Source organism: Actinacidiphila polyblastidii, assembly GCF_036353415.1.
Classification (GTDB): Bacteria; Actinomycetota; Actinomycetes; order Streptomycetales; family Streptomycetaceae; genus Actinacidiphila; species Actinacidiphila polyblastidii.
In genome coordinates this window covers 138113-161692 of record NZ_JAZEWV010000005.1, presented here as the reverse complement: position 1 = coordinate 161692, position 23580 = coordinate 138113, and the positions used below count along the sequence as shown (strand labels likewise).

Sequence of the window (23580 nt, the reverse complement as noted above, 5' to 3'; positions counted from 1 at the left end):
GCGGTCGGCGCGGCGCACGGGACGGCCGCCCGGGGGCGGCGCGACGGGGGGATCGGCCATGGGCGAGGACCGGATACGGCACGCGGACGCGCTGTACGAGCAGGCGGTCTTCGGCGGCGACCGGGACGCCCCGGCGCTGGCAGAGCGCGCACTGGACGCCGTGGAGGCGGACCTCGCCCTGGCCCGCGGCCGCATCCTGCACGCCAGGTTCCTGGCCGACCGGCGGCCCGACCCGCGCGAGCTCGCCCTGTTCCGGCAGGCGGCCGACCTCTACCGCCGGCTCGGCGACGGACGCGGCGAGGGCGAGGCGCTGTTCTGGACCGGCACCTACCACCAGGTCGTCGCCGAGGAGTACGCCGAGGCGGTACCGCTCTTCCGGCGCTCCTACGCGCTGGCGGAGGCCGTAGGAGACCGTCTGACGCTCTCCTACGCCACCCGCCACCTCGCCTTCGCCGCGGAGGCGGAGGGCCGCCCGCAGGAGGCCAGGGAGCGCTTCGAGGAGTCGATCGCGCTGCGCGAGGAGCTGGACTTCCGGCCCGGCGTCGCCGCGGGCAAGCTCGCGCTGGCCGAGCTGCTGCGCGGCCAGGGCGACCGCGCGGCCGCGGACCGGCTGCTGGACGAGGCGGCCGAGCTGGCCGCGGGCTGCGGCGCGCACGGCGTCCTCGGCTGGATCGAGGCGGCCCGCGCGGCGCGCTGAGCGGCCGCAGCGCCGCCGCGGCGCCGCCGCGGCGCGCGGCCCGGCCGGCGGCGGCGGGACGGTAGCGTCGCGGCATGGACATCGTGGTGGAGGCGCCCGCGGGCGCGGCCCTGGCCGACACGCTGGTGGACCTGGCGGTCCCGTACCAGGACGTCAACGCGGTGGTCGCGGCCCGCGCCGCGCTCGACCGCGAGCCGGACCTCGCCGAGCTGCTCGCGTCGCACGTGCGGGAGCTGGTGCGGGACATGGGCGTGGTGGGCGGTGGTCCCGGCGGCGGTCCCGGCGGCGGGACGCTGCTCGGCCCGCCGATGGAGCCGCTGCCCGGCCGCGGGCCCGCCGGGCACTGGCTGCCGCTGCTGGTCTTCACCGCGGTCCGCCCGCACACCCTGGCCTACCACCGGGCGCACGGCGTGCCCGCCGAGGTCTCCCGCCGCACCCTCGCCGACACCGGCCGCCATGTGGCGGCCCACCGCCGCAGGCACGGGACCGCGGGTCTGGCCGACGTCAGCTGGCTGGCCCGGCACTTCCGCGGAGTGATCTACCAGCTGGGCAGGCTGCAGTACGAGCGCACCCGGCTCGGCGGCAGGACCGGCCGGGCGGCGGCCGCCGCGGGGCTCGCGCTCGGCCCCGGCGACCCCGCGCTCGGCGTGCACGTCCCGGACTTCAGCGGACCGCTGGACCCGGGGGCCTGCGACGAGTCGGTGGCGCTGGCACGGGAGTTCTTCGCGCGGCACTTCCCCGACGAGTCGTACACGATCGCGACCTGCCACTCCTGGCTGCTCGACCCGCAGCTCGCGGCGTATCTGCCCGCCGGGTCCAACATCATCCGCTTCCAGCGTCGCTTCCGCCCCGCCTACCCCACCGGCGCGCCGGACGACCGGACCACGATCGGCTTCGTCTTCGGCGACCCCGAGCTGCCGCCGGACGCGCTGCCGGCCCGCACCGCGCTGGAGCGCGCGGTCCGCGACCACCTCGCCTCCGGCGGCCACTGGCGCTCCGGCAACGGCTGGTTCACCCTCTGAGCCGCCGCCCGCCGCCCGCCGCCCGCCGCCCGGACGTGCCGCCGGGTGCGGGCGCAAAGGTGCGCCGGGGACGGCCGGCGCGCACGGAGTGTGTGCGGCGGCCGCCCCCGGCGCTGTGGGGGGACAGGAGAGTCCAGGGGCGGTCAGTAGCCGACCGCTACCTCCATCCACTGCGGGTTCTGCTGGGAGGCGTACGCGGCCTGCCCCGCCACGTCGTCGTACGGGAAGCCGTACGCGAGGTGGTTGATGCCGTGGTCGTGCCAGAACTTGGCGTACCAGTTGGCCGGGTCGCCGCCGGTGTAGAACTTCGTCGGGTCCTGCTGCTGGGCGGCCGGCAGGTTCGCGGTGTGCCGGTTGAGCGCCGCGCACATCGACGGGTTGGCGCCCAGCGAGCCGGCGCAGCCGAAGATGTTCGAGGTGGGCTCGTTCACGCCGACCGAGTTGGCGTACGCCGTGAAGTAGTTGGCGTTGACGCCGCCGTCCCGGAAGCTCGGGTCACTGCCGGGGGCGATGATCCGGTACGGGGCCTGGGTCTGCGCCAGCACCTTGAACTGCGACGGCACCGAGCTCTGGAACTGCGCGAAGACCTGGTCGCGGGTCTCGTTGAACAGGTCCTGGGTGTCGCCGAGCTGGATGTCCTGGCCGTCGTGCGAGTGCAGCCTGATGGCCAGCGGCAGCCCCCACGCGTCGACCCGGGTGGTGTTCCCGTTGAAGACGTTCGGGCCGATGGTGAACTCGATGAAGTCGTAGTACTGGCTGGTGGGCGAGCCGAGGTAGAAGTACATCCGGCCCGAGGAGTTCGCCGGCATGTCGAAGTACGGCTGGTCGGCGATGGAGTGCACCTGGCCGTTGAAGCTCCAGTAGACCTGGCTGTCCGGGTACTGGCCGTTGGTGCGGTTGAGGATCTTCAGCTCCATCACGTTGTGCGCGGCCGGGATGTCGTCCGTGGTGCCCCAGAAGGCGTCCGGCGGGGTGGTGGTGCCGCCGGTGCCGCCGCCGGTGGTCCCGCCGGTGGTGGTCCCGGTGGTGAACACCTGGAACTCCCACAGCGAGTCGCCGTACTGCGTGGCGCGGGCGGTGGCGTAGACCCGGACGTAGCGGCCGGTGCCGGTCACGTTGAGCTTCTGCACCCCGCCCGCGGAGGTGGTGGTGGAGTAGATCGTGGTCCAGGCGCCGCTCGGGTTGTCGGTCACCTGGATCTGGTAGGCGCTCGCGTAGGCGGCCTCCCAGTTGAGGCCGACGCCGCAGACCGACTGCGAGGAGCCCAGGTCGACCTGGAGCCACTGCGGGTCGGAGAAGGCGCTGGACCAGCGGGTGCCGGTGTTGCCGTCGACCGCGGCGGAGGCGGCGGTCCCGGCGTTCTCCGCGGAGGACGCGGTGGCGGTCTTGCCCTGCGCGGCGTTGGCCGTTCCGCAGGAGGGCGGCGGGGTGGTGGTGCCGCCGCCGCCGTACACCTGGAACTCCCACAGCGAGTAGCCGTAGGCGGTGGCGCGCGCCGTGCCGTAGAACCGGACATAGCGCCCGGAACCGTTTACGGTCAGGTTCTGCACGCCGCCGGCGCCGGTCGTGGTGGAGTAGACGTCGGTCCACGTCGTCGCGTCGTTCGAGACCTGAATCTTGAACGACTTCGCATAGGCGGTCTCCCAGTTGAGGGTGACCTGGCTGATCGGCTGCGCGATGCCGAGGTCGACCTGGAGCCACTGCGGGTCGCTGAAGGCGCTCGACCAGCGGGTGCCGGTGTTGCCGTCGGTGGCCAGCGAGGCCGCGGTGCCGGCGTTCTCGGCGGAGGACGCGGTGGTGGGCTTGCCCTGCGACAGCAGCGTGCCGGCCGCGCGGGCGGGGGACTGCGAGGTGACGACGAGCGCGATGCCCGCCAGCAGGGCGCAGAACAGAGCGAGGATCAGGATCGGCCGGGATCTGTCGCGCCCGTGCCGTCGGCGCACCAGCGTGCTGCCTGACATGTGTTCTCCTCAACCGGGTGGGGGTCCGTGACGGAGGCCCGGAGAGGGGTGAGAGCGCTCTCTCCGGCGTCCAGATGTTTACAAGCCGCGCACAGCCCCGTCAATAAGTTGTTCCATACTGGCCGGTTGGGCCGGTGAACTATTTCGACTCCCGAACGCCTCGTCCAGGATGCGGACATGGCGGCGGCGGCGCCCGGCGGGCGCCGGGACCGGGCCCTCGCCGCGGCCCGGCTACTCGCCGACCTGGCCGTCCACCGCCTCGCGCAGCAGGTCGGCGTGGCCGTTGTGCCGGGCGTACTCGTCGATCAGGTGCTGGAGCACCCAGCGGTGCGAATGGTCCTGGCCGCGCCCGGGGTTGGCGCCCACCGCGTCCAGCGGGTGGGCGGCGGTGATCCGCCGCGAGTGCGCCAGCTGGGCGCGCCACAGCGCGAAGGTGGCCTCGCCGGTGGCCGCCCCGATGTCGCGCAGGTCCGCCTCCGGGTCGCCGCCCCCGCCGAACAGCTCGGGCGGCTGCTCGCCCGCGATGATCACCTGGAGGTACCACCGCTCGACCGCGGCCAGGTGCCGCATCAGCCCGATCAGCGTCAGCTCGCTGGCCGGCACCGCGCGCCGCCGCAGCTGCTCGTCGCTCAGCCCCGCGCACTTGCGCGCCAGGGTCTCGCGGTGGAAGTCCAGGAAGGTGGTCAGCGTGGTCCGCTCGTCCGCGTCGGCGGACAGGGCGAACCGGATGTCGGAGTCGATCATGCGGCGGAGCGTAGCCGCGGGCTGTGACAGCCCCCGCCGCGCGGGACCGCGCACACGCGGGGCCCGTCCCGCGCACTCTCCGCGAGGGACGGGCCCCGGTGCCCGGGGCGGGCGGCGCGGCGGGCCGGAGGACGGTCAGGTCGTCCGGGTCATCTCCCGCCGCGCCGCCCGGCCTCCCGGGATCGGCACGCCATGGCCGCCGCCGGATGCGGCGTCAGGCGTTGAAGAGCAGGGCGTACGACCCCATCGCCATCGCGATGTCGGCCTCCGCCCAGAACCGGTGGTACGTGAACGACGGCGCCGCTCCTCCGCTCAGATAGGTCTGCACCTTGGACCAGTTGGGGTCGTTCTTGTACCAGGACCGCAGCTCCAGGAAGGTCGAGGCGGAGCTGATCTTGTCGCCGTTCGGCATGGTGCCGGTCCAGCCGGAGGGCACGTACACCGGGTCGTTGAACCGCGAGAAGTCCTTGCGGGTCTCCGGCGTCGCGATGCCCAGCGGGTCCTGGTAGTTGGTCCACATGCCGTCGATGAGCGCCTTCGACATGGTCTTCGCCGCGGTGTTGCCGGACTTGGCGGCGTAGTAGGCCAGCGTCTTGGCGTAGGCCGCCGTGACGCCCAGGTCGTTCCCGTAGGCCGACACGGTGACGTGCAGGCCCGTGTTGGCGCCGGGGCTCGACGCGTTCCAGGTGTCCGGCTGCCCGGTCCACTGCAGGTCGGACGGGATCAGGAAGGTCCCGTCGGCCTTCACCGTGGTCTGCGACATCGCCCAGCTCACCCACTTGTCGAGGATGGTCTTCGCCTGGGCGTTGCCGGTCTGCTGGTAGTACTCCGCGACGCGCTCCATCGACCACGCCTGCATGCCGAACCACTGGTTCGACGGCGGGTCGTGGTAGACGGGCTCCCAGTCGTACGCCATCCCGTAGAAGGTCGACGTGCCGGCCGGGGGCTGCGCGTAGGCGCCGTCCCAGCTGTTGGTCGCGCCGCCCGCGATGGCGCCCTCGTCCGACTGCAGCCAGCGGTAGAACTCCAGCTGCCGGCCGAGGCTGGTGCTCCAGTCCGTCTTGCCGGTCGCCGACTTGGGCGCCATGTTGGCGTCCGTGGTCAGCGCGTAGGCGGCCAGCGGGTTCTGGTAGCCGAAGTGCGAGGCGCCGTCGCCGATGCGCCACGCCCAGCCGCCGCCGGAGCCCTCCGAGCCGCCCCAGGCGTAGTACCAGGACAGCAGGTAGTGCTCGCTGGTCTTGCCGCTGCCCGCCGCGCAGCCGGTCGGGCTGGTGCAGTTGCCGATCTTCTTGAAGTACTTGTCGAAGAACGAGTACCGCAGGTAGTCGCCCATCTCGCCGGCCTTGGCGACGGTCGCCTTGACGTCCGCCCCCTTGCCCTGCGCCTGCGCCCAGGTGTCCGCCCAGTAGGCGGCCTGGATCGCCCGCGCGTCGGCGTCCGGCGCGTCGGTGTACTTCCACTGCTGGGAGTAGCTGGAGTCGCCGGTGAACAGGTCCAGGTACCCGTTCTTGCCGCCGTACTTGAAGGTGTCGCAGGTCGGCTGCGGAATGGTCTCCCACACCGACTCCTGCGCGCCGCGCTGGAAGGTGTTGATGTACGACGGGCCGTCCGCCGTCGGCCCCAGCTCGCAGCCGCCGCCGGGGGTGTCGCCGTAGCCGTAGATGTTGTCCACGTCCTGCAGCCAGTGCATGCCGTAGATGTCGTCGGTGCCGTACGCCGTCTTCAGCTCACCGGCGATCGGGTCCTGCCCCACCGGCACGTTCTTGTCGAGCACCGACGGGTAGCCGGACGGCAGGTCGTGCTCCGGCGCGTAGGTGGCCGGCGCGCTCGGGTTGTAGTAGCTGTTCGTCGGCTGGTCGGCGTGGGTGGGGATCATGTACTTCTCCATGGTCGCCCAGGCCGCGTTGAACTTGCTCCAGTCCTGGGTGACCTCGCCGTACATCGCCTGCAGCCAGATCATGTACGAGTACGCCTCGGAGGTGGTCTCGTGACCGTAGTCCGGGGCCTCCACGATGAGCGTCTCCACCGAGTGGTAGGGGATGCCCTCGGGCGAGAAGTAGCCGTTCGCCGGGTCGGTGATCTTCCCGTAGAGCGACAGGAACCGCGCGTTGTAGTCGCTGGTCGCGCCGACCTCGGTGACCGTGACGTCGGCCTTGGCGTAGCCGGTTGCGGTCGCCGAGAAGGTCGCCGCGCCGGTGCCGGTGGCGGCGGCCGCCACGGTGACGTTCTGCGCGGTGCTCCAGTTGGCCGGCGTGAAGGTCAGGCTCGCGCCGGACTGCACGCTCAGCCCGGTGTTGCCCGAGGTGCGGGCCACCGCGACCGTCACGTTCGACGACGGCGCGCCGGACAGCTTCACCCCGAACGTCCCGGTCTTGCCCTGCTGGACGCTCACCTGCGTGGGCGTCGCCACGATCGACGGCCCGGCGGCCACGTGCACGCCCACCGGGGTCGACTCGCCGGAGGCGCCCAGACTGTCGTACGCCTTCGCGTAGACCGAGTAGTCGCCGGACGGCACCGCGGCCCAGTCGAAGGAGTACGGCGCAGAGGTGTCGGTCGCCAGCAGCGTGGTGTTCTCGTAGAACTCCACCTTGGTGACGGTCGCGCCGTCGGCCGCCACCGCGGTCGCGGCCAGCGGGATCGTGGCGCCGGCGGCGTAGGTGGCGCCGGCCGCCGGACTGGTCAGCACCGGCAGCGGCGGCTGGTGCGCGCCGCCGCAGACGGTGCCGTTGACGGCGAAGCTCGTCGGAGCCGCGTTGGCGCCGCTGTAGTTGAAGTTGGCGCTGGTCGTCACGTTGCCGTTGGCGGGGATGGTGGCGTTCCAGTCGAGCGACTTGACGGTGACGTTCTTGCCCGACTGCGACCAGGTGCCGTTCCAGCCGCTCTGCAGCGTCTGGTTGCCCGCGTACGCGTAGGTCAGGGTCCAGCCGCTGATCGCCGCGGCGCCGAGGTTGGTGATCTTGGCGTTGGCGGTGAAGCCGGAACCCCAGTCATTGGCCGAGTAGTCGACGCTGCACTGGACGCCGGCCGCGTGCGCGACGGTCCCGCCGCCGGCCGCGGTCATGGCGACCGGGATGGCCAGCGCGGCCGCCAGGGCCGTCACCAGCCGTCGCAGCCGCTTCCTGAACGGTCTTCCTCTGGGCATGCGAGAGGTCCTCCTCGCGGTTCTTGTGGGGGGATGAGAGCTGAACCAGTGGGAGCGCTCCCACCATCGAGCCGCCGTGATGCAGTGTCAAGAGGTGAAGCCGAACGGCGTGTTCGCGGCGATGCTGTGGGCACCGTCGTCGAAGTCTTTACCTTCCCCCTACCGACCAGGCCGAGGAGCCGCTAGGGTCTTGCGCCGGACCAGTGGGAGCGCGTCCACGGCTTCACCTCCCCCCACCACCCCCCACTCACCAGGAGTCGCTCATGCGACGACCCATGCGACGCCCCACGCGCGCCGCGGTGTTCTCGATCGCCGCGGTGGCCACCGCGGCGGCCGCCGCCGCCGCACTGCCCGCGCTGGGCGCCACCGCCTCCGGCGCCGCACCCGCCTGCGCGGTCTCCTACTCCGTCACCAACCAGTGGGACGCGGGCTTCCAGGGCGGCATCACCATCACCAACAACGCCGCGCCCACCTCCGCCTGGAACCTCGCCTTCGACTTCACCGGCGGCCAGAAGGTCACCCAGGGCTGGAACGGCACCTGGACGCAGTCCGGGACGAGCGTCAACGTGGCATCGATGTCGTACAACGGCACAATCGCCACCGGGGCGAGCGTCAGCGTCGGCTTCCTCGGCAGCTGGTCGGGCGCCAACCCCGACCCGGCGAGCTTCCGGCTCAACGGCGTGGCCTGCAACGGGACCGGCACCACCACCCCGCCCACGACGCCGCCGACCACCCCGCCCACCACGCCTCCCGGAGGCGACACCGCCCCGCCCAAGCTGCACGTCGCGGGCAACCAGCTGGTCGACTCCACCGGCAGGCAGGTCGTGCTGCACGGCGTCAACCGCTCCGGCACCGAGTTCGCCTGCGCCCAGGGCAACGGCATCTTCGACGGGCCCGTCGACGACGCGGCGATCAACGCGATCAAGAGCTGGAAGGGCGTCACCGCGGTCCGCGTGCCGCTCAACGAGGACTGCTGGGAAGGGCTGTCGTACGTCCCGGCCGCCGACGGCGGGGCGAACTACATCGCGGCGATCACCGGCTGGGTCAACCGCCTGGTCGCGCACGGCATCACGCCGATCGTCGAACTGCACTGGACGCACGGCACCTACACCGGCAACTCGGCGGGCTGCTCCGACGTCAACGCCACCTGCCAGAAGCCGATGCCGGACGCGCAGTACGCGATCCCGTTCTGGACCAGCGTCGCCAACACCTTCAAGTCGAACACCTCCATCGTGTTCGACCTGTTCAACGAGCCCTACCCGGACCGCGCCACCTCCACCTCCGAGCAGGCGTGGAGCTGCTGGCGGGACGGCGGCACCTGCCCGGGCATCGGTTACCAGGTGGCCGGCATGCAGGACATGCTCGACGCGGTGCGCGGCGCCGGCGCGCAGAACGTCGTCATGATGGGCGGCCTGGCCTACTCCAACGACCTCACCGGCTGGCTGTCCCACGAGCCCACCGACCCGACCGGCAACCTGGCCGCGGCCGTCCACGTGTACAACTTCAACAGCTGCGCGTCGGCGTCCTGCTGGGACTCCCAGCTGGCCCCGGTCGCGGCGAAGGTCCCGCTGGTGGCCGGTGAGACGGGCGAGAACACCTGCGCGCACTCCTTCGTCGACACCTTCATGAACTGGCTCGACGCGCACAAGCTGTCCTACCTCGGCTGGACCTGGAACACCTGGGACTGCTCCTCCGGGCCCTCGCTGATCTCCTCCTACGACGGCACCCCGACGAACTACGGGCTCGGCCTGAAGAACCACCTGGCCTCGCTCGGCTGACCGCCGGACGCCCCGGAACGGGGCGGTCCCGTGCGTGGATGGCGCGCACGGGACCGCCCCTCCGGCGTATGCCCGCCTCCTGTACAACCTTCCGGCTGCGGGAGCGGTCGTAGGCGGGGCCAGCACGTCCAGGATCCGGAGGCCCGCACACCCGTGAAGCACACCACCGCCGTCGCCGTCCTCGTCACGGCCCTCTCCGCCGCCGCGCTCGCCGCCCTCACGGGCTGCGGCGGCGCGGCGGGCGGCGACGCGAAGCCCAGGGCGTCGGACGGCGCCGGCGCCACGCCCGTCCAGGCCCTGCCGTCCGCCCCCGACCCGAGGTCGATCAAGGTGCCCAGCGCCGCCGCCCCGGCAGGCGCCTCCGCCGGTCCGGCGCCGACCGGGCCGACCGCCGACCTCAGCCCGGTGGACGCCTGGACCCGGGCCGCGGCCACGATGGCCGGCCAGAAGTCGGCGTCCCTCACCCTCGACATCCGGAACCAGGACGGCGGCAGCGTGCACGCCGTGTCGTCCGTGGCGGACGACGGGGACTGCGTCGGGCACTTCACCGAGGGCGGCGGCCGGGGCGAGGTGATCCACGTCGGGCAGAAGGAGTACCTGAGGGGCGACGCGCGGCTCTGGGCCTGGGAGGACCGGCAGGAAGGGCTGCCGGGGAGCGACACCGCGCTCTTCGTCGGGAGGTGGGTCGCAGGCCCGCTCGCGCAGCTCGGCGCCTTCGACGTCGATGCGATGTGCTCCCTGCCGGAGGCCGTCGGCAACGTCACCGCGGACTTCAGCGGCCTCAAGCAGGTGCGCGGCCCGTTCACGGTGGCCGGGAGGCAGGCGGTCTCCCTGACCCAGACCGGCTCCACCGACAGCATCACGCTCTACATCCCGATGACCGGACCTGCCGTCGTGCTCAAGGCCGTGCAGCGGGGCGACGCCACCGTCACCACCACCTTCGCGGACCTGGGCCGGCCGGTCCGCGCCAAGGCCCCCGCGAACGCGCTGGGCGGCAGCTGAGGCCGTGAAAAAGGGGAGCCCCGCCGCGTTCCCGCGGCGGGGCTCCCCTTGCTGGGGTGAGTGACGGGACTTGAACCCGCGGCCACCTGGACCACAACCAGGTGCTCTACCAACTGAGCTACACCCACCATCAGCGGCGCGTTCACCGGGTTTCCCGGGGGATTCCCTGGTGGAGCGGCGCCGCCTCGAAAAGTGTACAGGGTGGCGAGGGGTGGTCGCGCCCTGCTTTTGCGAGCGGCCCGACCGCGGCCCCCGCCGATGCCCCGGAGGGTCAGTGCGCGGCCGGCAGGACGTGCTTGGCGGCGATGCTGCGGGCCGTGTCGGTGTCCGGCCCGGGAGCCGGGACGAAGACCGCCTCGCGGTAGTAGCGCAGCTCGGCGATGGACTCGCGGATGTCCGCCAGCGCCCGGTGGTTGCCGTTCTTCTCCGGGCTGTTGAAGTAGGCCCGCGGGTACCAGCGGCGGGCCAGCTCCTTGACCGAGGAGACGTCCACGATCCGGTAGTGCAGGTGCTGCTCCAGGGTGGGCATGTCGCGGGCGAGGAAGCCGCGGTCGGTGGAGACCGAGTTCCCGCACAGCGGGGCCTTGCGCGGCTCGGCGACGTGCTCGCGGACGTAGTCCAGTACCAGCTTCTCCGCCTCGGCCATGCTGACCCCGCCGGCCAGCTCGTCCAGCAGCCCGGAGGTGGTGTGCATCTGCCGGACGATCTCCGGCATCGACTCCAGCGACTCGGCGGGCGGACGGATGACGATGTCCACCCCCTCGCCGAGGATGTTCAGCTCGGAGTCGGTGACGAGCGCGGCCACCTCGATCAGCGCGTCGTGCGCCAGCGACAGGCCCGTCATCTCACAGTCGATCCACACCATCCGGTCGTTCATGCCCCTCACCCTACGTGCCCCTCACCCGACGGGGCGATCCCGCGGCCCGGGCAGGGCCGCGCCCAGTCCCCGGCCGGCCCGCAGCCTGTTGCGGCCGGGGACCTCGGCCGGGTCGCCGCCGCGGCCCGGCTGCTCGGGCACCCGGGGGCTGTAGGCGTCGGGGTCGTTCTTGCCCGGCATGGTGAGGACCTGGGAGACGGGCCCGCCCTGCGCGCGGCGCAGCGGCGGCGGCTCCGGCGGCGGGGTGCGGTCCGGCTCGTCCTGCGGCCGCCGCGCGCGGTAGGCGGCGCGGTAGGACGCGGGGGAGGACCCCAGCTGGCGCCTGAAGTGCCCGCGCAGCGCCACCGGCGAGCGGAAGCCGCAGCGGCCCGCGACCTCGTCCACGGAGTAGTCGGAGGTCTCCAGCAGCCGCTGGGCCTGGAGCACCCGCTGGGTGATCAGCCACTGCAGCGGGGCGCTCCCGGTCAGCGACCGGAACCGCCGGTCGAAGGTGCGCCGGCTCATGTACGCGCGCGCGGCCAGCGCCTCCACGTCGAACTGCTCGTGGAGGTGCTCCAGCGCCCAGGCGACGACCTCGGCCAGCGGGTCGGCGCCGATCTCCTCCGGTAAAGACCTGTCGAGGTGGCGCTGCCCGGTCTGCCAGTCGGCGCGCCGCGGCGGCACCACCAGCCGGCGGGCGAGCGCGGCCGCCGCCTCGGCGCCGTGGTCGGTGCGCACCACGTGCAGGCACAGGTCGATGCCGGCGGCCGTGCCGGCCGAGGTCAGCACGTCCCCGTCGTCGACGAACAGCTCACGCGGGTCCACGTGGACCGACGGGTAGCGCTTGGCGAGGGTGGGCGCGTACATCCAGTGCGTGGTCGCCGGGCGGCCGTCCAGCAGTCCGGCCGCGGCGAGCACGAAGGCGCCCGTGCACAGCCCGATGATCCGGGCGCCCTCCTCGTGGGCGCGCCTGATCGCGTCGAGGGCCTCGGGCGGCGGCGCCTGGGAGATCGACCGCCAGGTCGGCACCACCACGGTGCCGGCCCGCGACAGCGCCTCCAGGCCGTACGGGGCGGTCAACTCCAGGCCGCCCGTGGTGCGCAGCGGGCCGTCCTCGCCGGCGCAGACCAGCAGCCGGTAGCGGGGCACGCCGGCGTCCTGGCGGTCGATCCCGAAGACCGACAGGGGTATGGAGCTTTCGAAGATCGGGCCACCACTGAACAGCAGCACCGCGACGACTTCAGGTCGGCGCCGTGCGGAGAGCTTGCGGATGGCGCGAGGCGATGCCGATGGTGCTTGCGACGAAGTGTCCGTCGCCGTACCGGAACTGGACTCCTGGCTCATGGAGCTCAAGCCCCCCTCGTATCGACGCGTCGTCCCCTCGGTCCTGCACGTGCTCCCCCGTTGATCCGGCGCAGCCACCTCATGATCAAATCTACTGTGTCAGGTGGGGCGTTAGTGACAAGTTCACCATCTGACGCTAAGTCGACAAGACAACGTGGCGTAAAGCATTCGATCACGAAGCGTTTCACTCGTGGAGCCCGCTGGGAAGTACGCCTCACGTCACTCGGACCCCGGAAACACCCTCCCGCGTCTTGCCGCATCGTAGAACCGCAGGTGGCAGAGGTGTTAGCCCGCGACGCGCCCAACGGAAGTGCCGGGGTGCGAAGTTGGCCGAAAACCATCCCTGTCGCGGTGGTGGTGCGCGGCGAGCGCCGGGTGGTGCGCCGGAGGCGCGGAATCCTGGTGTCGACGGTGAATCCGCTGGGAATCCCCCCTGCGGGAACCCGCCCGCCACCCGCGCACGCCGGGGCGCCGCGACCGCTCTGACCTCGCAGGGTCCGCTTCCGGATGATCCGTGCGGATGCGCCCCGTCGGTGCGCCCGTGCGCCCGTCCGTGCCACGGGTTGGCGGGATGGCGTTGCGCTCCGGGCCCGGCTCCGGCATTCTCCTGGGAACTCCGGGTACGGGAGACCGTGCGGAGGCCCGTCGAGCCTGTGCAGGCGGACTTCGCAGCCGTACGCTGGAGTCAGTGGGACGGGAAGTGGCGAACTGGCCGAAACCGGTTGCTGCGGCGGACCGTCCCGCACGCACCGTCCTGTCCGCTGCTCGGCGCGTCAGCGCCGCCCTCGCCGAGAATCCGCATCATGGCCGGTCATGAGATTCCCGAGCCCGCCGACCGCAGGCCGCCCCCCGACCGCGGGCCGGTCGCCGAGTCCGCGGCGCTGCCCGAGCGCGCCACCGAACTGCGCCACCCCTGCGACCCGGCCTTCCGGCACGGTGTCGTGGTGGGTTTCGACGGTTCCCTCTCCAGTGAACGTGCGCTGTCGTACGCCGTGGGCATGGCCCGCAGAACGCACTCCGCGCTGATCATCGTGCACGTGGCGAACCGGCTGCCCGCCACCGTGTGGGCCGGCTGCGAGCCACCGGTCTTCGTCGACGTCCCCGACCACCGCACCGAGGTGCTCGGACTGGAGCTGGCCTGCGCCGAGCACCTGTCCGAGATCTCCTGGGTGCTGGTCGAGCGCGGCGGGGACATCTGCCACGAGCTGGAGGAGGTCGGCCGCGAGTACGAGGCCGACGCCATCGTGGTGGGCGGCACGCACGGCCTGGTCGGCCGGATGTTCGGCTCGGTCGCGGGCCGCCTGGCGCGGCGCGCGCAGCGGCCGGTCGTCGTCATCCCCTGAGCGGGGGGCGCGCCGGCGCGCGCCGCCCCCGGGCGCACGGGGCTCACGAGGCGTACGAGAGCCCCCGCCGGGCTGGCGGGGGCTCTCGCTGTTTGCGCGACGGTCCGGCTACTCGACCGTCACGGACTTCGCCAGGTTACGCGGCTTGTCGATGTCCCGGCCCAGCGCCAGCGCCGTGTGGTAGGCGAAGAGCTGCAGCGGGATGCCCATCAGGATCGGGTCCAGCTCGTCCTCGTTCTTCGGCACCACGATGGTGTGGTCGGCCTTCTCCTGCACCTGGTGGGCGACGGCGAGGATGCGCCCGCTGCGGGCCTTGATCTCCTCCAGCGCCGCCCGGTTCTTCTCCAGCAGGTCGTCGTCGGGCACGATCGCGACCGTCGGCATGGCCGGCTCGATCAGCGCCAGCGGGCCGTGCTTCAGCTCGGAGGCCGGGTACGCCTCCGCGTGGATGTAGCTGACCTCCTTGAGCTTCAGCGACGCCTCACGCGCGACCGGATAGCCCCGGACCCGGCCGATGAACAGCATCGACTTGGCGTCCGCGTACTCCCGGGCGAGCTTCTTGATCTCCGGCTCGGTCTTGAGGATCTCGTCGATCTGGCCGGGCAGCCGCCGCAGGCCCTCGATGATCCGCTTGCCGTCGGAGACCGACAGGTCGCGGATCCGGCCGAGGTGCAGGGCCAGCAGCGCGAAGGCCACCACCGTGTTGGTGAAGCACTTGGTGGACACCACGCAGACCTCGGGCCCCGCGTGCACGTAGGTGCCGCCGTCCGCCTCACGGGCGATCGCCGAGCCCACCACGTTGACCACGCCGAGCACCCGGGCGCCCTTGCGCTTCAGCTCCTGCACGGCGGCCAGCACGTCGTACGTCTCGCCGGACTGCGAGACCGCCACGTACAGCGTGTCCGGGTCCACCACCGGGTTGCGGTAGCGGAACTCCGAGGCCGGCTCGGCGTCGGAGGGGATGCGCGCCAGCTCCTCGATCAGCTGGGCGCCGATCTGGCCCGCGTGGTAGCTGGTGCCGCAGCCGAGGATCTTGATCCGGCGCACCCGGCGGGCCTCGCCCGGCTCCAGGTTCAGCCCGCCCAGGTGCACGGTCGCGAACCGGTCGTCGATCCGCCCCCGCAGCACCCGGTCCACCGCCTCCGCCTGCTCGGCGATCTCCTTGTGCATGTACGTGTCGTGGCCGCCCATGTCGTACGACTCCGCCTCCCACTCCACGGTGGTCGGCGTCGCCGTCGTCCGGGAGCCCTCCGTGGTGTAGGTGCGGAAGTCGTCGGCCTTCAGGGTCGCCATCTCGCCGTCCCCGAGGGTGACCACCTGGCGGGTGTGGGCGACCAGCGCGGCGACGTCGGAGGCGACGAACATCTCCTTCTCGCCGATGCCCAGCACCACCGGCGAGCCGTTGCGCGCCACCACGATCCGGTCGGGGAAGTCGCGGTGCATCACGGCGATGCCGTACGTGCCCTCGACCGCCCGCAGCGCCTCGCTGACCTTCTTCTCCAGCGTCTCGGCCTGAGCGCGGCCGATGAGGTGGGCGAGCACCTCGGTGTCGGTCTCGGAGGCGAAGACGGTGCCGTCGGCGGTCAGCTTGGCGCGCAGCTCGGAGGCGTTGTCGATGATCCCGTTGTGGACCACCGCGACCTTGTTGTCGGCGTCCAGGTGCGGGTGGGCGTTCTCGTCGCTCGGGGCGCCGTGGGTGGCCCAGCGGGTGTGGGCGATGCCGGTGGTGCCGGCGAACCGCTTGGGGATGCGCGCCTCCAGCTCGCGCACCCGGCCCTTGGCCTTGACGGTCTTCAGCTCACCGGACTTGCCGGTGATCACGATGCCCGCCGAGTCGTAGCCGCGGTACTCCAGCCGCTGCAAACCTTCCAGCAGCAGCGGCGCCACGTCACGCCTGCCGATGTAACCGACGATTCCGCACATGTGCCGTCCCTCTCCGTCGTCCTGCGCCGTCTTGCGCCGTCGCTTCGTGCCGCGCCCGCTGCCCTGTGCCGGGCGCCTCTTCGCCTTGCTTTCCTGCCGTGCCCGCTGTGTTTGCCGTGCCTGCCGTTCGCGCCGGTGTCCCGGTGGCTCAGCCGTAGACGATGCGGCGGAGCTGGCGCGCGGAGAGCGGGGCGGGCGCCACCGCCCGGTGCGGCAGCTCCTCGCCGATCCGCTCGAAGATCTCCGCGTTGACCAGGCCCTTGGCCTGCAGCTCGCGGTGTCTGCGGCGGACGAACTCCTCGGCCGTCTCGTCGAAGTACGCCAGTACGTCCAGCACCACCCGCCCGGCCTCGCCGCGGTGCAGCGGCGTGGTCCGCACCAGGTGGTCGATCAGGTCTTCATAGGACGTCCGGCGTTCGAGCACTCGACGAATACTGCTGGGGCCCTCGTGGCTTTGCAAGAATCCTGCCCGAATCCGGGCAGGATTGCCGGACAAGGGCGGCCAAAGGAGTGAGACGGGCCCCGCAGGCGGGTGGTATCGCGGCGCAGTGCGGCCGAGTCGCCTTGACCGCACGGGAGGCCCCCTGTACTCGTGAGGCGTGAAGCCACTGAGCGCCCGGAGCACGGGCCCCGCCGCCGCCGGGCCGCACCCCGCGCCCGCGCCGCGCCGCCTGCGCGCCACCCTGCCACGGGTGCTGTGCGCCCTGCTGCTGGCCGCGGGCGCCACCGCGGCCGGCGCCCGCGCCGCCTCCTCGACGCCCTCGGCGGCCGCCGAGGTCACCTCCCGGGTCATCCCGGTCCCCGCCTCGGTCCAGGCAGGCGGCGGCGCCTTCCGCCTCACCTCCGGCACCGCCATCGAGGTCGACGGCGGCCCCGACGCCCCGGACAGCGGCTCCCAGGCCGCCCGGGACGTCGCCGACTACGCGGCCGGGCTGCTGCGGCCCGCCACCGGCTACGCCCTGCCCGTCGTCCAGACCCTCGCCGCCCTCGGCGAGGGCGGCGGCCGTGCCGACGGGCCCGCGGGCATCGTGCTGGCCCTCGGCGACACCGACCAGGGCCTCGGCGACGAGGGCTACCGGCTCCACACCACCCCCACGTCCGTCACCGTCAGCGCCCGCACCCCGGCCGGCCTCTTCCACGGCGTGCAGACGCTGCGCCAGCTGCTGCCCGCCGCCGTCGAGAGCCGCACCGCCGTGCCGGACACCGCCTGGACGGTGCCGGACGCCGACATCCGCGACGTGCCGCGCTACGCCTACCGCGGCGCCATGCTCGACGTCGCCCGGCACTTCCTGACCGTCGCCCAGGTCGAGCGCTCCATCGACCAGCTCGCCCTGTACAAGATCAACACGCTGCATCTGCACCTCACCGACGACCAGGGCTGGCGGATCGCGGTCAGCTCCTGGCCGCGGCTGGCGACCTACGGCGGCAGCACCGAGGTCGGCGGCGGCTCCGGCGGCTGGTACTCGCAGCAGGACTACCAGGAGATCGTCGGCTACGCCGCCTCACGCTTCCTCACCGTCGTCCCCGAGATCGACGGCCCCGGCCACACCAACGCCGCGCTGGCCTCCTATGCCGAGCTGAACTGCGACGGCAAGGCGCCCGCCCTCTACACCGGTACCTCGGTGGGCTTCAGCTCGCTGTGCGTGGGCCACGACAACACCTACACCTTCCTCGACGACGTGATCCGCGAGGTCGCCGCACTGACCCCCGGGCCCTACCTCCACATCGGCGGCGACGAGGCGCACTCCACCAGCGCCGCCGACTACGTCACCTTCGTCGACCACGTCCAGCAGATCGTCGCCGCCCACGGCAAGACGGTGATCGGCTGGCACCAGATCGACTCCGCGCACCCCGCGCCGGGCGCGATCGCCCAGTACTGGGGCACCGCGGGCGACGAGACCGACGTCGCCGCGGCCGCCCAGGCCGGCACCCGGCTGATCATGTCCCCGGCCAACCGCGCCTATCTCGACATGAAGTACACCTCCTCCACCTCTCTCGGCCTGAACTGGGCCGGCTACGTCGAGGTCAAGACCTCCTACGACTGGGACCCGGCCACCTTCGTCAAGAACGTCCCCGCCTCCGCGGTCTTCGGGGTCGAGGCGCCCCTGTGGACGGAGACCCTCAAGAGCAACGCCGACCTCGACTTCATGGCCTTCCCCCGGCTGCCGGGGATCGCCGAGCTCGGCTGGTCCCCGGCCGCGACCCACGACTGGGACGCCTACCGGGTGCGGCTGGCAGCCCAGGCCCCCCGCTGGACCGCCCTGGGCATCACCTTCTACCGCTCGCCGCAGGTCGACTGGCCCGCCGCCTGACCTCCGGCTGCCGCCTCCGCCCCGGCGGACGCGGCGGCCAGCGGGTTGGCGAGCGTCCCCGCGAACTGCAGCGCCGCCGCCGGGTCCGCCAGGTCCACCATCTGGCGGTTGTCCCGCAGCTGCAGCCGGTTCAGGCAGGAGAGCGCGAACTCCCGCGCGAACAGGTCGTAGCGTGCGAACTTCTCCGCCAGCTCGGGGTGCGCCTCCTGGTAGCCGGCGACGCACTCCGCCGCCGTCCGCCAGAACACGCCCTCGTCCAGGACGCCCCGGGTGTGCAGGATCGCCGACAGGAACCGCAGGAAGCAGTCGACGACGTCGGTGAGGACGGCCAGCGCCCGCTGGTCCTCGGGCACGTCCGCGCGGATCCTGGCCACCTCCGGCGGCAGTGGCGCCGCCGGGTCCATGACGACGATCTCCTCGGCGATGTCCTTGAAGATCACCCGCTCGACGGTCCCGCCGTCCTCGCCCAGCACGAGGATGACGTTCTCGCCGTGCGGCATGTACGCCAGGTCGTAGGCGAACAGGCTGTGCAGCACGGGCACCAGGTAGGCGTCGAGGTAGCCGCGCAGCCAGCGTGCCGGGGTCAGGCCGGAGCGGGTGACGAGCTCGGCCGCGAAGGAGTCGCCGCTGCCGTCGACGTGCAGCAGCGACGCCATGGTCGCCAGGGACCGGCCCGCTTCCAGCCCCTTCACCGGGCTCTCCCGCCACAGTGCCGCGAGCATCTTGCGGTAGGGGGAGCCCTTCGCGGTCGCCGCTTCGTAACCGCGGTGGTGATAGCCGATCGCGGCCCGCTCGCGGATGATCGAGAAGCGTGCGGCGGCGAAGGTCGGATCGGCTGCGATCAGCCCGGCCAGCCAGTCGTTGATGGCCGGGGTGGCCTCCATGTACGCGGCGGACAGTCCGCGCAGGAAGCCCATGTTGAGGACGGACAGGGCGGTCTTGACGTAGTGACGGGTGGGTCGGGACGTGTTGGAGAAGGTACGGATGGACTGCTGGGCGGAGTGCTCGTCGTCTCCGGGGCCCAGATGCACGAGGTGGTGGCGGGCCACCTCACCGGCGAACGTGACGGCAATCCGGTGCTCCCACTGCCAGGGGTGCACGGGGAGCAGGTAGTAATCGGCTGGATCGAGCTGGCGTTCGACGAGCCGTTGATCAAACCTTATCCGGGTGTGCGGCGCCAGTTCATCGGCCAAAAGGGTGAAGTAGTCCAGGCCCTCGCCCGCCGTGAAGGTGGCCAGGTCGCGCCGCGCGGCGAGCCAGGTCAGCCGCACCGGGGCGGCGGCCTCCGGTGCGTACCGGGCGAAGTCCCCCGCGCCGAAGCCGATCCGGCCGCTGTTCGCCACGAAGCACGGGTGGCCCTCGGTCATCGCCGCCTCGATCGCCTGGAAGCCCGCGCCGGCCAGGGCGGCGACGCCCAGCCGCGGCTTCGCGTACTTGAAGGCGAGCGAGGAGAGCGTGGCGGTGACCTCCTCCAGGTACAGGGGCAGCACGTGGTCGCTCAGCTGGAGCGCGTCGCGCAGCTCGGTGAAGAACGCGAGCGCGTCGAGCGGCGCGGGCGCCCCGCCGGTGGTGCGGGTGAGGGAGTCCGGGTCGACCTGCCAGTGGTCGAGGGCGAGACGGGCCGCGGTGAAGCGGTAGGCGGTCGACCGGTCGTCGCTGTGGACGATGTAGGCCGCGGACGCGTCCTGGCCTCCCGCGGGGCGGAGCGCGGGGTCCGGGTCGGGGGCCGGCTCGGGGGCCGGGTCCGGTTCCGGGGCCAGCAGGCGCTCGTGGGCGAACTCGGCCAGGGCCTTGCCCAGCAGGTGCCGGGTGGCGCGCTCCCAGTGCTCCGGCGTCAGGTGGGCGGTGGTCCCCTCGACTCCCGGTGCGGGTGCGGGTGCGGGTGCGGGGGCCGCTGTCGCGGCGGCGTCGGTCATCGGGTGCACAGGGCGGCCTCGAACCGTGCGCGGGTGCAGATGCTGAGCAAGGCTTCCTTCTCCGGTTTCGTGACGGTGCCGACGACCTCGAAGCCGACCGTGGCGTTGAGCGCGTGGACCGCGGTGTTGCGCACGTCCGGCTCGACGACGACCCTGCGGACGCGGGGGTCGGCGAATATCTCCGCCATGACGGCGGCGATCACCGCACGGGTGAAGCCGTGCACGGGCGTTTCCGCGGGCGCGACCAGGAAGTGCATGCCGGCGTCGCCCGGTTCGGCGTCGTAGAGGCCGTCGAGTTCGACGTGCGCGGGGTCGTAGCGCTCCATCAGGACGGCGGGCGTCCCGTGGTACGAGCCGATGAACGCGTCCTGGTGGGGCGCCTGCGCGATGTCGGCGTAGACGTGCTCGACGTCGGCCCGGCTCGCGTCGCCCATCAGCCAGAACGTCGCCTTCGGGGCGGTGACCCAGGAGTGCAGCATGGCGGCGTCGGCGGCCGGGTCGACCGGGCGGAAGGCGAAGCCGCCGGTCGGGTGGACGCCGGCTGGGCGGGCGCCGGCCGGGCCGGTGGCGGAGTGGGCGCTCATGCGGCGAACTCCTGGAAGGCGATGGCCGTCTCGACCCGGTACGGCTCCTCGCCGCCGAGCAGTTGCCGGATGATCCGGGCGTTGCGGTAGGCGGCCATCCCGAGGTCGGGGGTGGCGAAGCCGTGCGTGTGCAGCTCGGCGTTCTGCACGAAGACGCCCTGTCCGGTGACGTCGATCGCGTAGTCCCGGCCGACGTCGTAGCGCCCCTGGGCGTCCCAGCGGATGCGGTGGCGGACCGGCGCGAGGAACTCCGGCGTCCGGTAGCGGTAGCCGGTGGCGAGGACCAGGCCCTCGGTGCTCAGGGTGTGGTCGCGGCCCTGCTCGTGCTGGCGCAGTCCCAGGACGTACCGGCCGGCCGGGGCGTCGTGACGGGCGGTTTCCAGCGCGGTGTTGGTGAGCAGCCGGGTGCGGAGCCCGCCGCGCCGGCTCTTGACGTAGAGCAGGTCGAAGATCGCGTTGATCAGGTCCGCGTTGATGCCCTTGTAGAGGTTCTTCTGCGCCAGGTTGAGGGAGTCGCGCACCGGCGCGGGCAGCGCGTGGAAGTAGTCGACGTACTCCGGGGAGGTCATCTCCAGGGTGAGCTTGGTGTATTCGAGCGGGAAGAAGCGCGCCGAACGTGTCACCCAGTTCAGCTCGTAGCCGTGCGTGTCGATGTCCTGGAGCAGGTCGTGGTAGATCTCGGCGGCGCTCTGGCCGCTGCCGACCACGGTGATGCTGCGTTTGGACCGCAGCGCCTCCTTGGCCCGCAGATAGCGGGAGTTGTGCACGACGTCGCCGCCCAGGCCCTCGCAGGCGGGCGGCACGTACGGCGGGGTGCCGGTGCCCAGCACCAGCCGCGGCGCCCGGAACGTCTCGCCGGTGCCGGTCCGCACGCGGTACGCGCCGGCCGCCTCGTCGTACGTCACCTCGGTGACGGTGCGCCCGAACCGGACGCCGGGGATGCGGGCGGCGGCCCAGCGGCAGTAGTCGTTGAACTCCTCGCGCAGCGGATAGAAGCTCTCGCGGATGTAGAAGGAGTACAGCCGTCCGGACTCCTTGAGGTAGTTGAGGAAGCTGAAGGGCGAGGTCGGGTCGGCGAGGGTGACCAGGTCGGACAGGAACGGCGTCTGGAGGGTGCTGCCCTCCAGGAACATGCCCGAGTGCCAGTCGAAGTCCGGCTTGCTCTCCAGGAAGGCCCCGCGCAGGCCCTCCAGCGGCTCGGTGAGGCAGGCGAGGCCCAGGTTGAACGGCCCGAGGCCGATCGCGACGAAGTCGAAGTCGCCGTCCCGGCCGCTCCCGGCGGCGCCGTCTGGGGGACCGCCGGATGGGCTGCCGGATGGGCCGCCTGAGGGTGCGGCGGTGCGGGCGTCAGACGTGGACAAGGGTCTCTCCCAGGTGCGCGTGGGCCTCGGCGTGCCCGGCCAGCAGGTCCAGTACGGCGGCGATGTCGGCGGCGGTGGTCTGCGGGTTGAGCAGGGTGAACTTGAGGTAGTGGCGGCCGTGCACGGTGGTGCCGGCGACGACGGCCCGGCCGGAGGCGAAGAGTGCTTTGCGGGCGTGCAGATTGGCCGCATCGAGGGCGCTGACGTGGCCCGAGCGGGTGTCTGAGCCCGAGCCGATGCCGGGGGCGGGGACGGGGACGGAAGCGGCGGCGGTGCCGCCGGGGCGGTGGCCGGGCGGGACCCAGCGGAAGACCAGGGTGGACAGCGCCGGCCGGGTGACGACCTCGAACCGCGGATCGGCGTCGAGGATCCGCCAGCCCGCCTCGGCCAGGTCCAGCACCTCGTCGAAGAGTGTCCCGACGCCGTCCGCGCCCATCACCCGCAGCGTCATCCACAGCTTGAGCGCGTCGAACCGCCGCGTCGTCTGGAGGGACTTGTCCACCTGGTTGGGGATGCGCTCCGCCACGGCGCGGCGCGGGTTGAGATAGTCCGAGTGGTGCGTGGCGTGCCGCAGAACCGCCTGGTCGCGGACCACGAGCGCGCTCGAACTCACCGGCTGGAAGAAGGACTTGTGGTAGTCGACGGTCACCGAGTCGGCGTGCTCGATGCCGTCGAGGAGGTGGCGGCGGGTGGGGGAGACCAGCAGCCCGCAGCCGTAGGCGGCGTCCACGTGCAGCCAGACGCCGTGCCGCGCGGCGAGGTCGGCGACCGCGGGCAGCGGGTCGATCGAGCCGAAGTCGGTGGTCCCGGCGGTGGCGACGACGGCCATCGGGGTCCTGCCCTCGCGCGCGCAGCGGGTCAGGGCGTCGGCGAGGGCGTCCGGGCGCATCCGCCTGGAGGCGTCGCAGGCGACGGTGACGACCGCGTCGGCGGGCAGCCCGAGCAGCCCGGCGGACTTCTGCACGCTGAAGTGGCCGCACTCGGAGGCCAGGACGCACAGCCGCGCCGGGTCGGCGCCACGGGCGAGGGCCTCCTCGCGCGCCAGCAGCAGCGCCTGGAGGTTGGACTGGGTGCCGCCGCTGGTGAAGACCCCGTCGGCCGCCGGGCCGAGGCCGATCCTCGCCGCCGTCCAGTCGATCAGGCGGCGCTCGATCAGGGTGGCGCCGGCGCTCTGGTCCCAGGTGTCGAGGGAGGAGTTGACGGCGCTGAGCACGGCCTCCGCGGTGACCGCGGGGATGACGACGGGGCAGTTGAGGTGGGCGAGGTAGCGGGGATGGTGGAAGTAGACGGCGTCGCGGAGGTAGACGGACTCCAGTTCCTCCAGCGCGGACGCGGTGTCGCCGAGCGGGCGGTCGAGGTCGACCGCGTCGATGCTGGGGGCCAGCGCGTCCGGGGTGACCCCGGTGAAGGGGCGTTCGGTCGCGGCGAGGGTGGCCGCCACCCGCTCGACTCCCTGGATGACCGAGCGCCGGTAGTGCTCCGTCGTGGTGTCGTTGAGCAGGTGTGAGCGCATGGGCGGACCTCTCGTCGAGTCGGTCGAGTTAGGTTAGCCTAACCTAACTGGCCGACCCGTCGAGCCCAGCCGCCACACCCGG

17 protein-coding genes and 1 tRNA gene are annotated in these 23580 nt (G+C 72.5%); 6 read left to right on the top strand and 12 right to left on the bottom strand.

Going from position 1 to position 23580, the window contains the following annotated elements; genetic code table 11:
- Positions 1-58 precede the first annotated feature (58 nt).
- Both V2S66_RS09055 and V2S66_RS09050 read left to right on the top strand, forming a co-directional pair.
- Positions 59-697 (top strand): tetratricopeptide repeat protein, encoded by a 639-nt coding sequence (locus tag V2S66_RS09055; protein WP_330794031.1) that lies wholly within the window; start codon positions 59-61, stop codon positions 695-697.
- Positions 698-771: 74 nt separating this feature from the next.
- Positions 772-1719 carry an acyltransferase domain-containing protein gene (locus tag V2S66_RS09050; protein ID WP_330794030.1) on the top strand — a complete coding sequence of 316 codons (948 nt, stop codon included), beginning with the start codon at positions 772-774 and terminating at the stop codon, positions 1717-1719.
- A gap of 143 nt (positions 1720-1862) precedes the next feature.
- On the opposite strand, the gene V2S66_RS09045 is transcribed toward V2S66_RS09050, so the two are convergent.
- The 3 genes from V2S66_RS09045 to V2S66_RS09035 form a co-directional block, all read right to left on the bottom strand.
- Entirely contained in the window at positions 1863-3680 is a 1818-nt protein-coding gene (locus V2S66_RS09045) for a discoidin domain-containing protein (RefSeq protein ID WP_330794029.1), read from the bottom strand.
- Between the two features lie 231 nt (positions 3681-3911).
- Positions 3912-4424: a DinB family protein gene (locus tag V2S66_RS09040; RefSeq protein WP_330794028.1), complete on the bottom strand. Its 513-nt coding sequence runs from the start codon at positions 4422-4424 to the stop codon at positions 3912-3914.
- Positions 4425-4638: 214 nt separating this feature from the next.
- Entirely contained in the window at positions 4639-7566 is a 2928-nt protein-coding gene (locus tag V2S66_RS09035; RefSeq protein WP_330794027.1) for a glycoside hydrolase family 48 protein, read from the bottom strand.
- Between the two features lie 275 nt (positions 7567-7841).
- Here V2S66_RS09035 and V2S66_RS09030 point away from each other — a divergent pair, with 275 nt between their 5' ends.
- Complete coding sequence (locus tag V2S66_RS09030; RefSeq protein WP_413966347.1) at positions 7842-9344, top strand: cellulose binding domain-containing protein; 1503 nt, start codon at positions 7842-7844, stop codon at positions 9342-9344.
- A gap of 153 nt (positions 9345-9497) precedes the next feature.
- Complete coding sequence (locus tag V2S66_RS09025) at positions 9498-10346, top strand: hypothetical protein (protein ID WP_330794025.1); 849 nt, start codon at positions 9498-9500, stop codon at positions 10344-10346.
- Positions 10347-10398: 52 nt separating this feature from the next.
- Here the strand turns inward: V2S66_RS09025 and V2S66_RS09020 are convergent.
- The 3 genes from V2S66_RS09020 to V2S66_RS09010 all read right to left on the bottom strand — a co-directional run bounded on the left by V2S66_RS09020 (position 10399) and on the right by V2S66_RS09010 (position 12546).
- Positions 10399-10474 (bottom strand) — tRNA-His (locus tag V2S66_RS09020).
- A 143-nt stretch (positions 10475-10617) separates the two neighbouring features.
- Complete coding sequence (gene orn, locus V2S66_RS09015) at positions 10618-11223, bottom strand: oligoribonuclease (RefSeq protein WP_330794024.1); 606 nt, start codon at positions 11221-11223, stop codon at positions 10618-10620.
- 21 nt (positions 11224-11244) lie between these two features.
- A complete protein-coding gene (locus V2S66_RS09010) occupies positions 11245-12546 on the bottom strand; it encodes a GlxA family transcriptional regulator (RefSeq protein WP_330794177.1) in 1302 nt (433 codons plus the stop codon).
- Positions 12547-13349: 803 nt separating this feature from the next.
- Between V2S66_RS09010 and V2S66_RS09005 the strand changes: the two genes are divergently transcribed.
- Complete coding sequence (locus V2S66_RS09005; RefSeq protein ID WP_330794023.1) at positions 13350-13889, top strand: universal stress protein; 540 nt, start codon at positions 13350-13352, stop codon at positions 13887-13889.
- A 108-nt stretch (positions 13890-13997) separates the two neighbouring features.
- On the opposite strand, the gene glmS is transcribed toward V2S66_RS09005, so the two are convergent.
- The gene (gene glmS / locus V2S66_RS09000; RefSeq protein WP_330794022.1) at positions 13998-15812 is read right to left on the bottom strand and encodes a glutamine--fructose-6-phosphate transaminase (isomerizing); all 1815 of its coding nucleotides are present in this window, start codon (positions 15810-15812) and stop codon (positions 13998-14000) included.
- 148 nt (positions 15813-15960) lie between these two features.
- Complete coding sequence (locus V2S66_RS08995) at positions 15961-16236, bottom strand: hypothetical protein (protein ID WP_330794021.1); 276 nt, start codon at positions 16234-16236, stop codon at positions 15961-15963.
- Positions 16237-16483: 247 nt separating this feature from the next.
- On the opposite strand from V2S66_RS08995, the gene V2S66_RS08990 reads away from it, so the two are divergent.
- Positions 16484-18124: a beta-N-acetylhexosaminidase gene (locus V2S66_RS08990; protein ID WP_413966346.1), complete on the top strand. Its 1641-nt coding sequence runs from the start codon at positions 16484-16486 to the stop codon at positions 18122-18124.
- Here V2S66_RS08990 and V2S66_RS08985 read toward each other — a convergent pair.
- The 4 genes from V2S66_RS08985 to V2S66_RS08970 all read right to left on the bottom strand — a co-directional run bounded on the left by V2S66_RS08985 (position 18088) and on the right by V2S66_RS08970 (position 23498).
- Positions 18088-20040 carry an IucA/IucC family protein gene (locus tag V2S66_RS08985; protein ID WP_330794020.1) on the bottom strand — a complete coding sequence of 651 codons (1953 nt, stop codon included), beginning with the start codon at positions 20038-20040 and terminating at the stop codon, positions 18088-18090. The genes V2S66_RS08990 and V2S66_RS08985 overlap by 37 nt on opposite strands.
- Complete coding sequence (locus tag V2S66_RS08980) at positions 20037-20624, bottom strand: GNAT family N-acetyltransferase (protein WP_330794019.1); 588 nt, start codon at positions 20622-20624, stop codon at positions 20037-20039. The genes V2S66_RS08985 and V2S66_RS08980 overlap by 4 nt, the downstream gene beginning before the upstream one ends.
- Positions 20621-21865, bottom strand: a complete 1245-nt coding sequence (locus tag V2S66_RS08975) for a lysine N(6)-hydroxylase/L-ornithine N(5)-oxygenase family protein (RefSeq protein WP_413966345.1) — start codon at positions 21863-21865, stop codon at positions 20621-20623. Before V2S66_RS08975 ends, V2S66_RS08980 begins: the two co-directional genes overlap by 4 nt.
- Positions 21866-21971: 106 nt before the next feature.
- Positions 21972-23498 (bottom strand): pyridoxal phosphate-dependent decarboxylase family protein, encoded by a 1527-nt coding sequence (locus V2S66_RS08970; protein ID WP_330794017.1) that lies wholly within the window; start codon positions 23496-23498, stop codon positions 21972-21974.
- Positions 23499-23580: the final 82 nt, after the last annotated feature.

Excerpts from the sequence above, each read along its gene's own strand:
- V2S66_RS09010 (WP_330794177.1), bottom strand. The coding sequence starts at position 12,546 with ATGAGCCAGGAGTCCAGTTCCGGTACGGCGACGGACACTTCGTCGCAA.
- V2S66_RS09050 (WP_330794030.1), top strand. The coding sequence starts at position 772 with ATGGACATCGTGGTGGAGGCGCCCGCGGGCGCGGCCCTGGCCGACACG.
- V2S66_RS09045 (WP_330794029.1), bottom strand. The coding sequence starts at position 3,680 with ATGTCAGGCAGCACGCTGGTGCGCCGACGGCACGGGCGCGACAGATCC.
- V2S66_RS09030 (WP_413966347.1), top strand. The coding sequence starts at position 7,842 with ATGCGACGCCCCACGCGCGCCGCGGTGTTCTCGATCGCCGCGGTGGCC.
- V2S66_RS09040 (WP_330794028.1), bottom strand. The coding sequence starts at position 4,424 with ATGATCGACTCCGACATCCGGTTCGCCCTGTCCGCCGACGCGGACGAG.
- V2S66_RS09035 (WP_330794027.1), bottom strand. The coding sequence starts at position 7,566 with ATGCCCAGAGGAAGACCGTTCAGGAAGCGGCTGCGACGGCTGGTGACG.
- glmS (WP_330794022.1), bottom strand. The coding sequence starts at position 15,812 with ATGTGCGGAATCGTCGGTTACATCGGCAGGCGTGACGTGGCGCCGCTG.
- orn (WP_330794024.1), bottom strand. The coding sequence starts at position 11,223 with ATGAACGACCGGATGGTGTGGATCGACTGTGAGATGACGGGCCTGTCG.
- V2S66_RS08980 (WP_330794019.1), bottom strand. The coding sequence starts at position 20,624 with ATGAGCGCCCACTCCGCCACCGGCCCGGCCGGCGCCCGCCCAGCCGGC.
- V2S66_RS09005 (WP_330794023.1), top strand. The coding sequence starts at position 13,350 with ATGGCCGGTCATGAGATTCCCGAGCCCGCCGACCGCAGGCCGCCCCCC.
- V2S66_RS08985 (WP_330794020.1), bottom strand. The coding sequence starts at position 20,040 with ATGACCGACGCCGCCGCGACAGCGGCCCCCGCACCCGCACCCGCACCC.
- V2S66_RS08970 (WP_330794017.1), bottom strand. The coding sequence starts at position 23,498 with ATGCGCTCACACCTGCTCAACGACACCACGACGGAGCACTACCGGCGC.
- V2S66_RS09055 (WP_330794031.1), top strand. The coding sequence starts at position 59 with ATGGGCGAGGACCGGATACGGCACGCGGACGCGCTGTACGAGCAGGCG.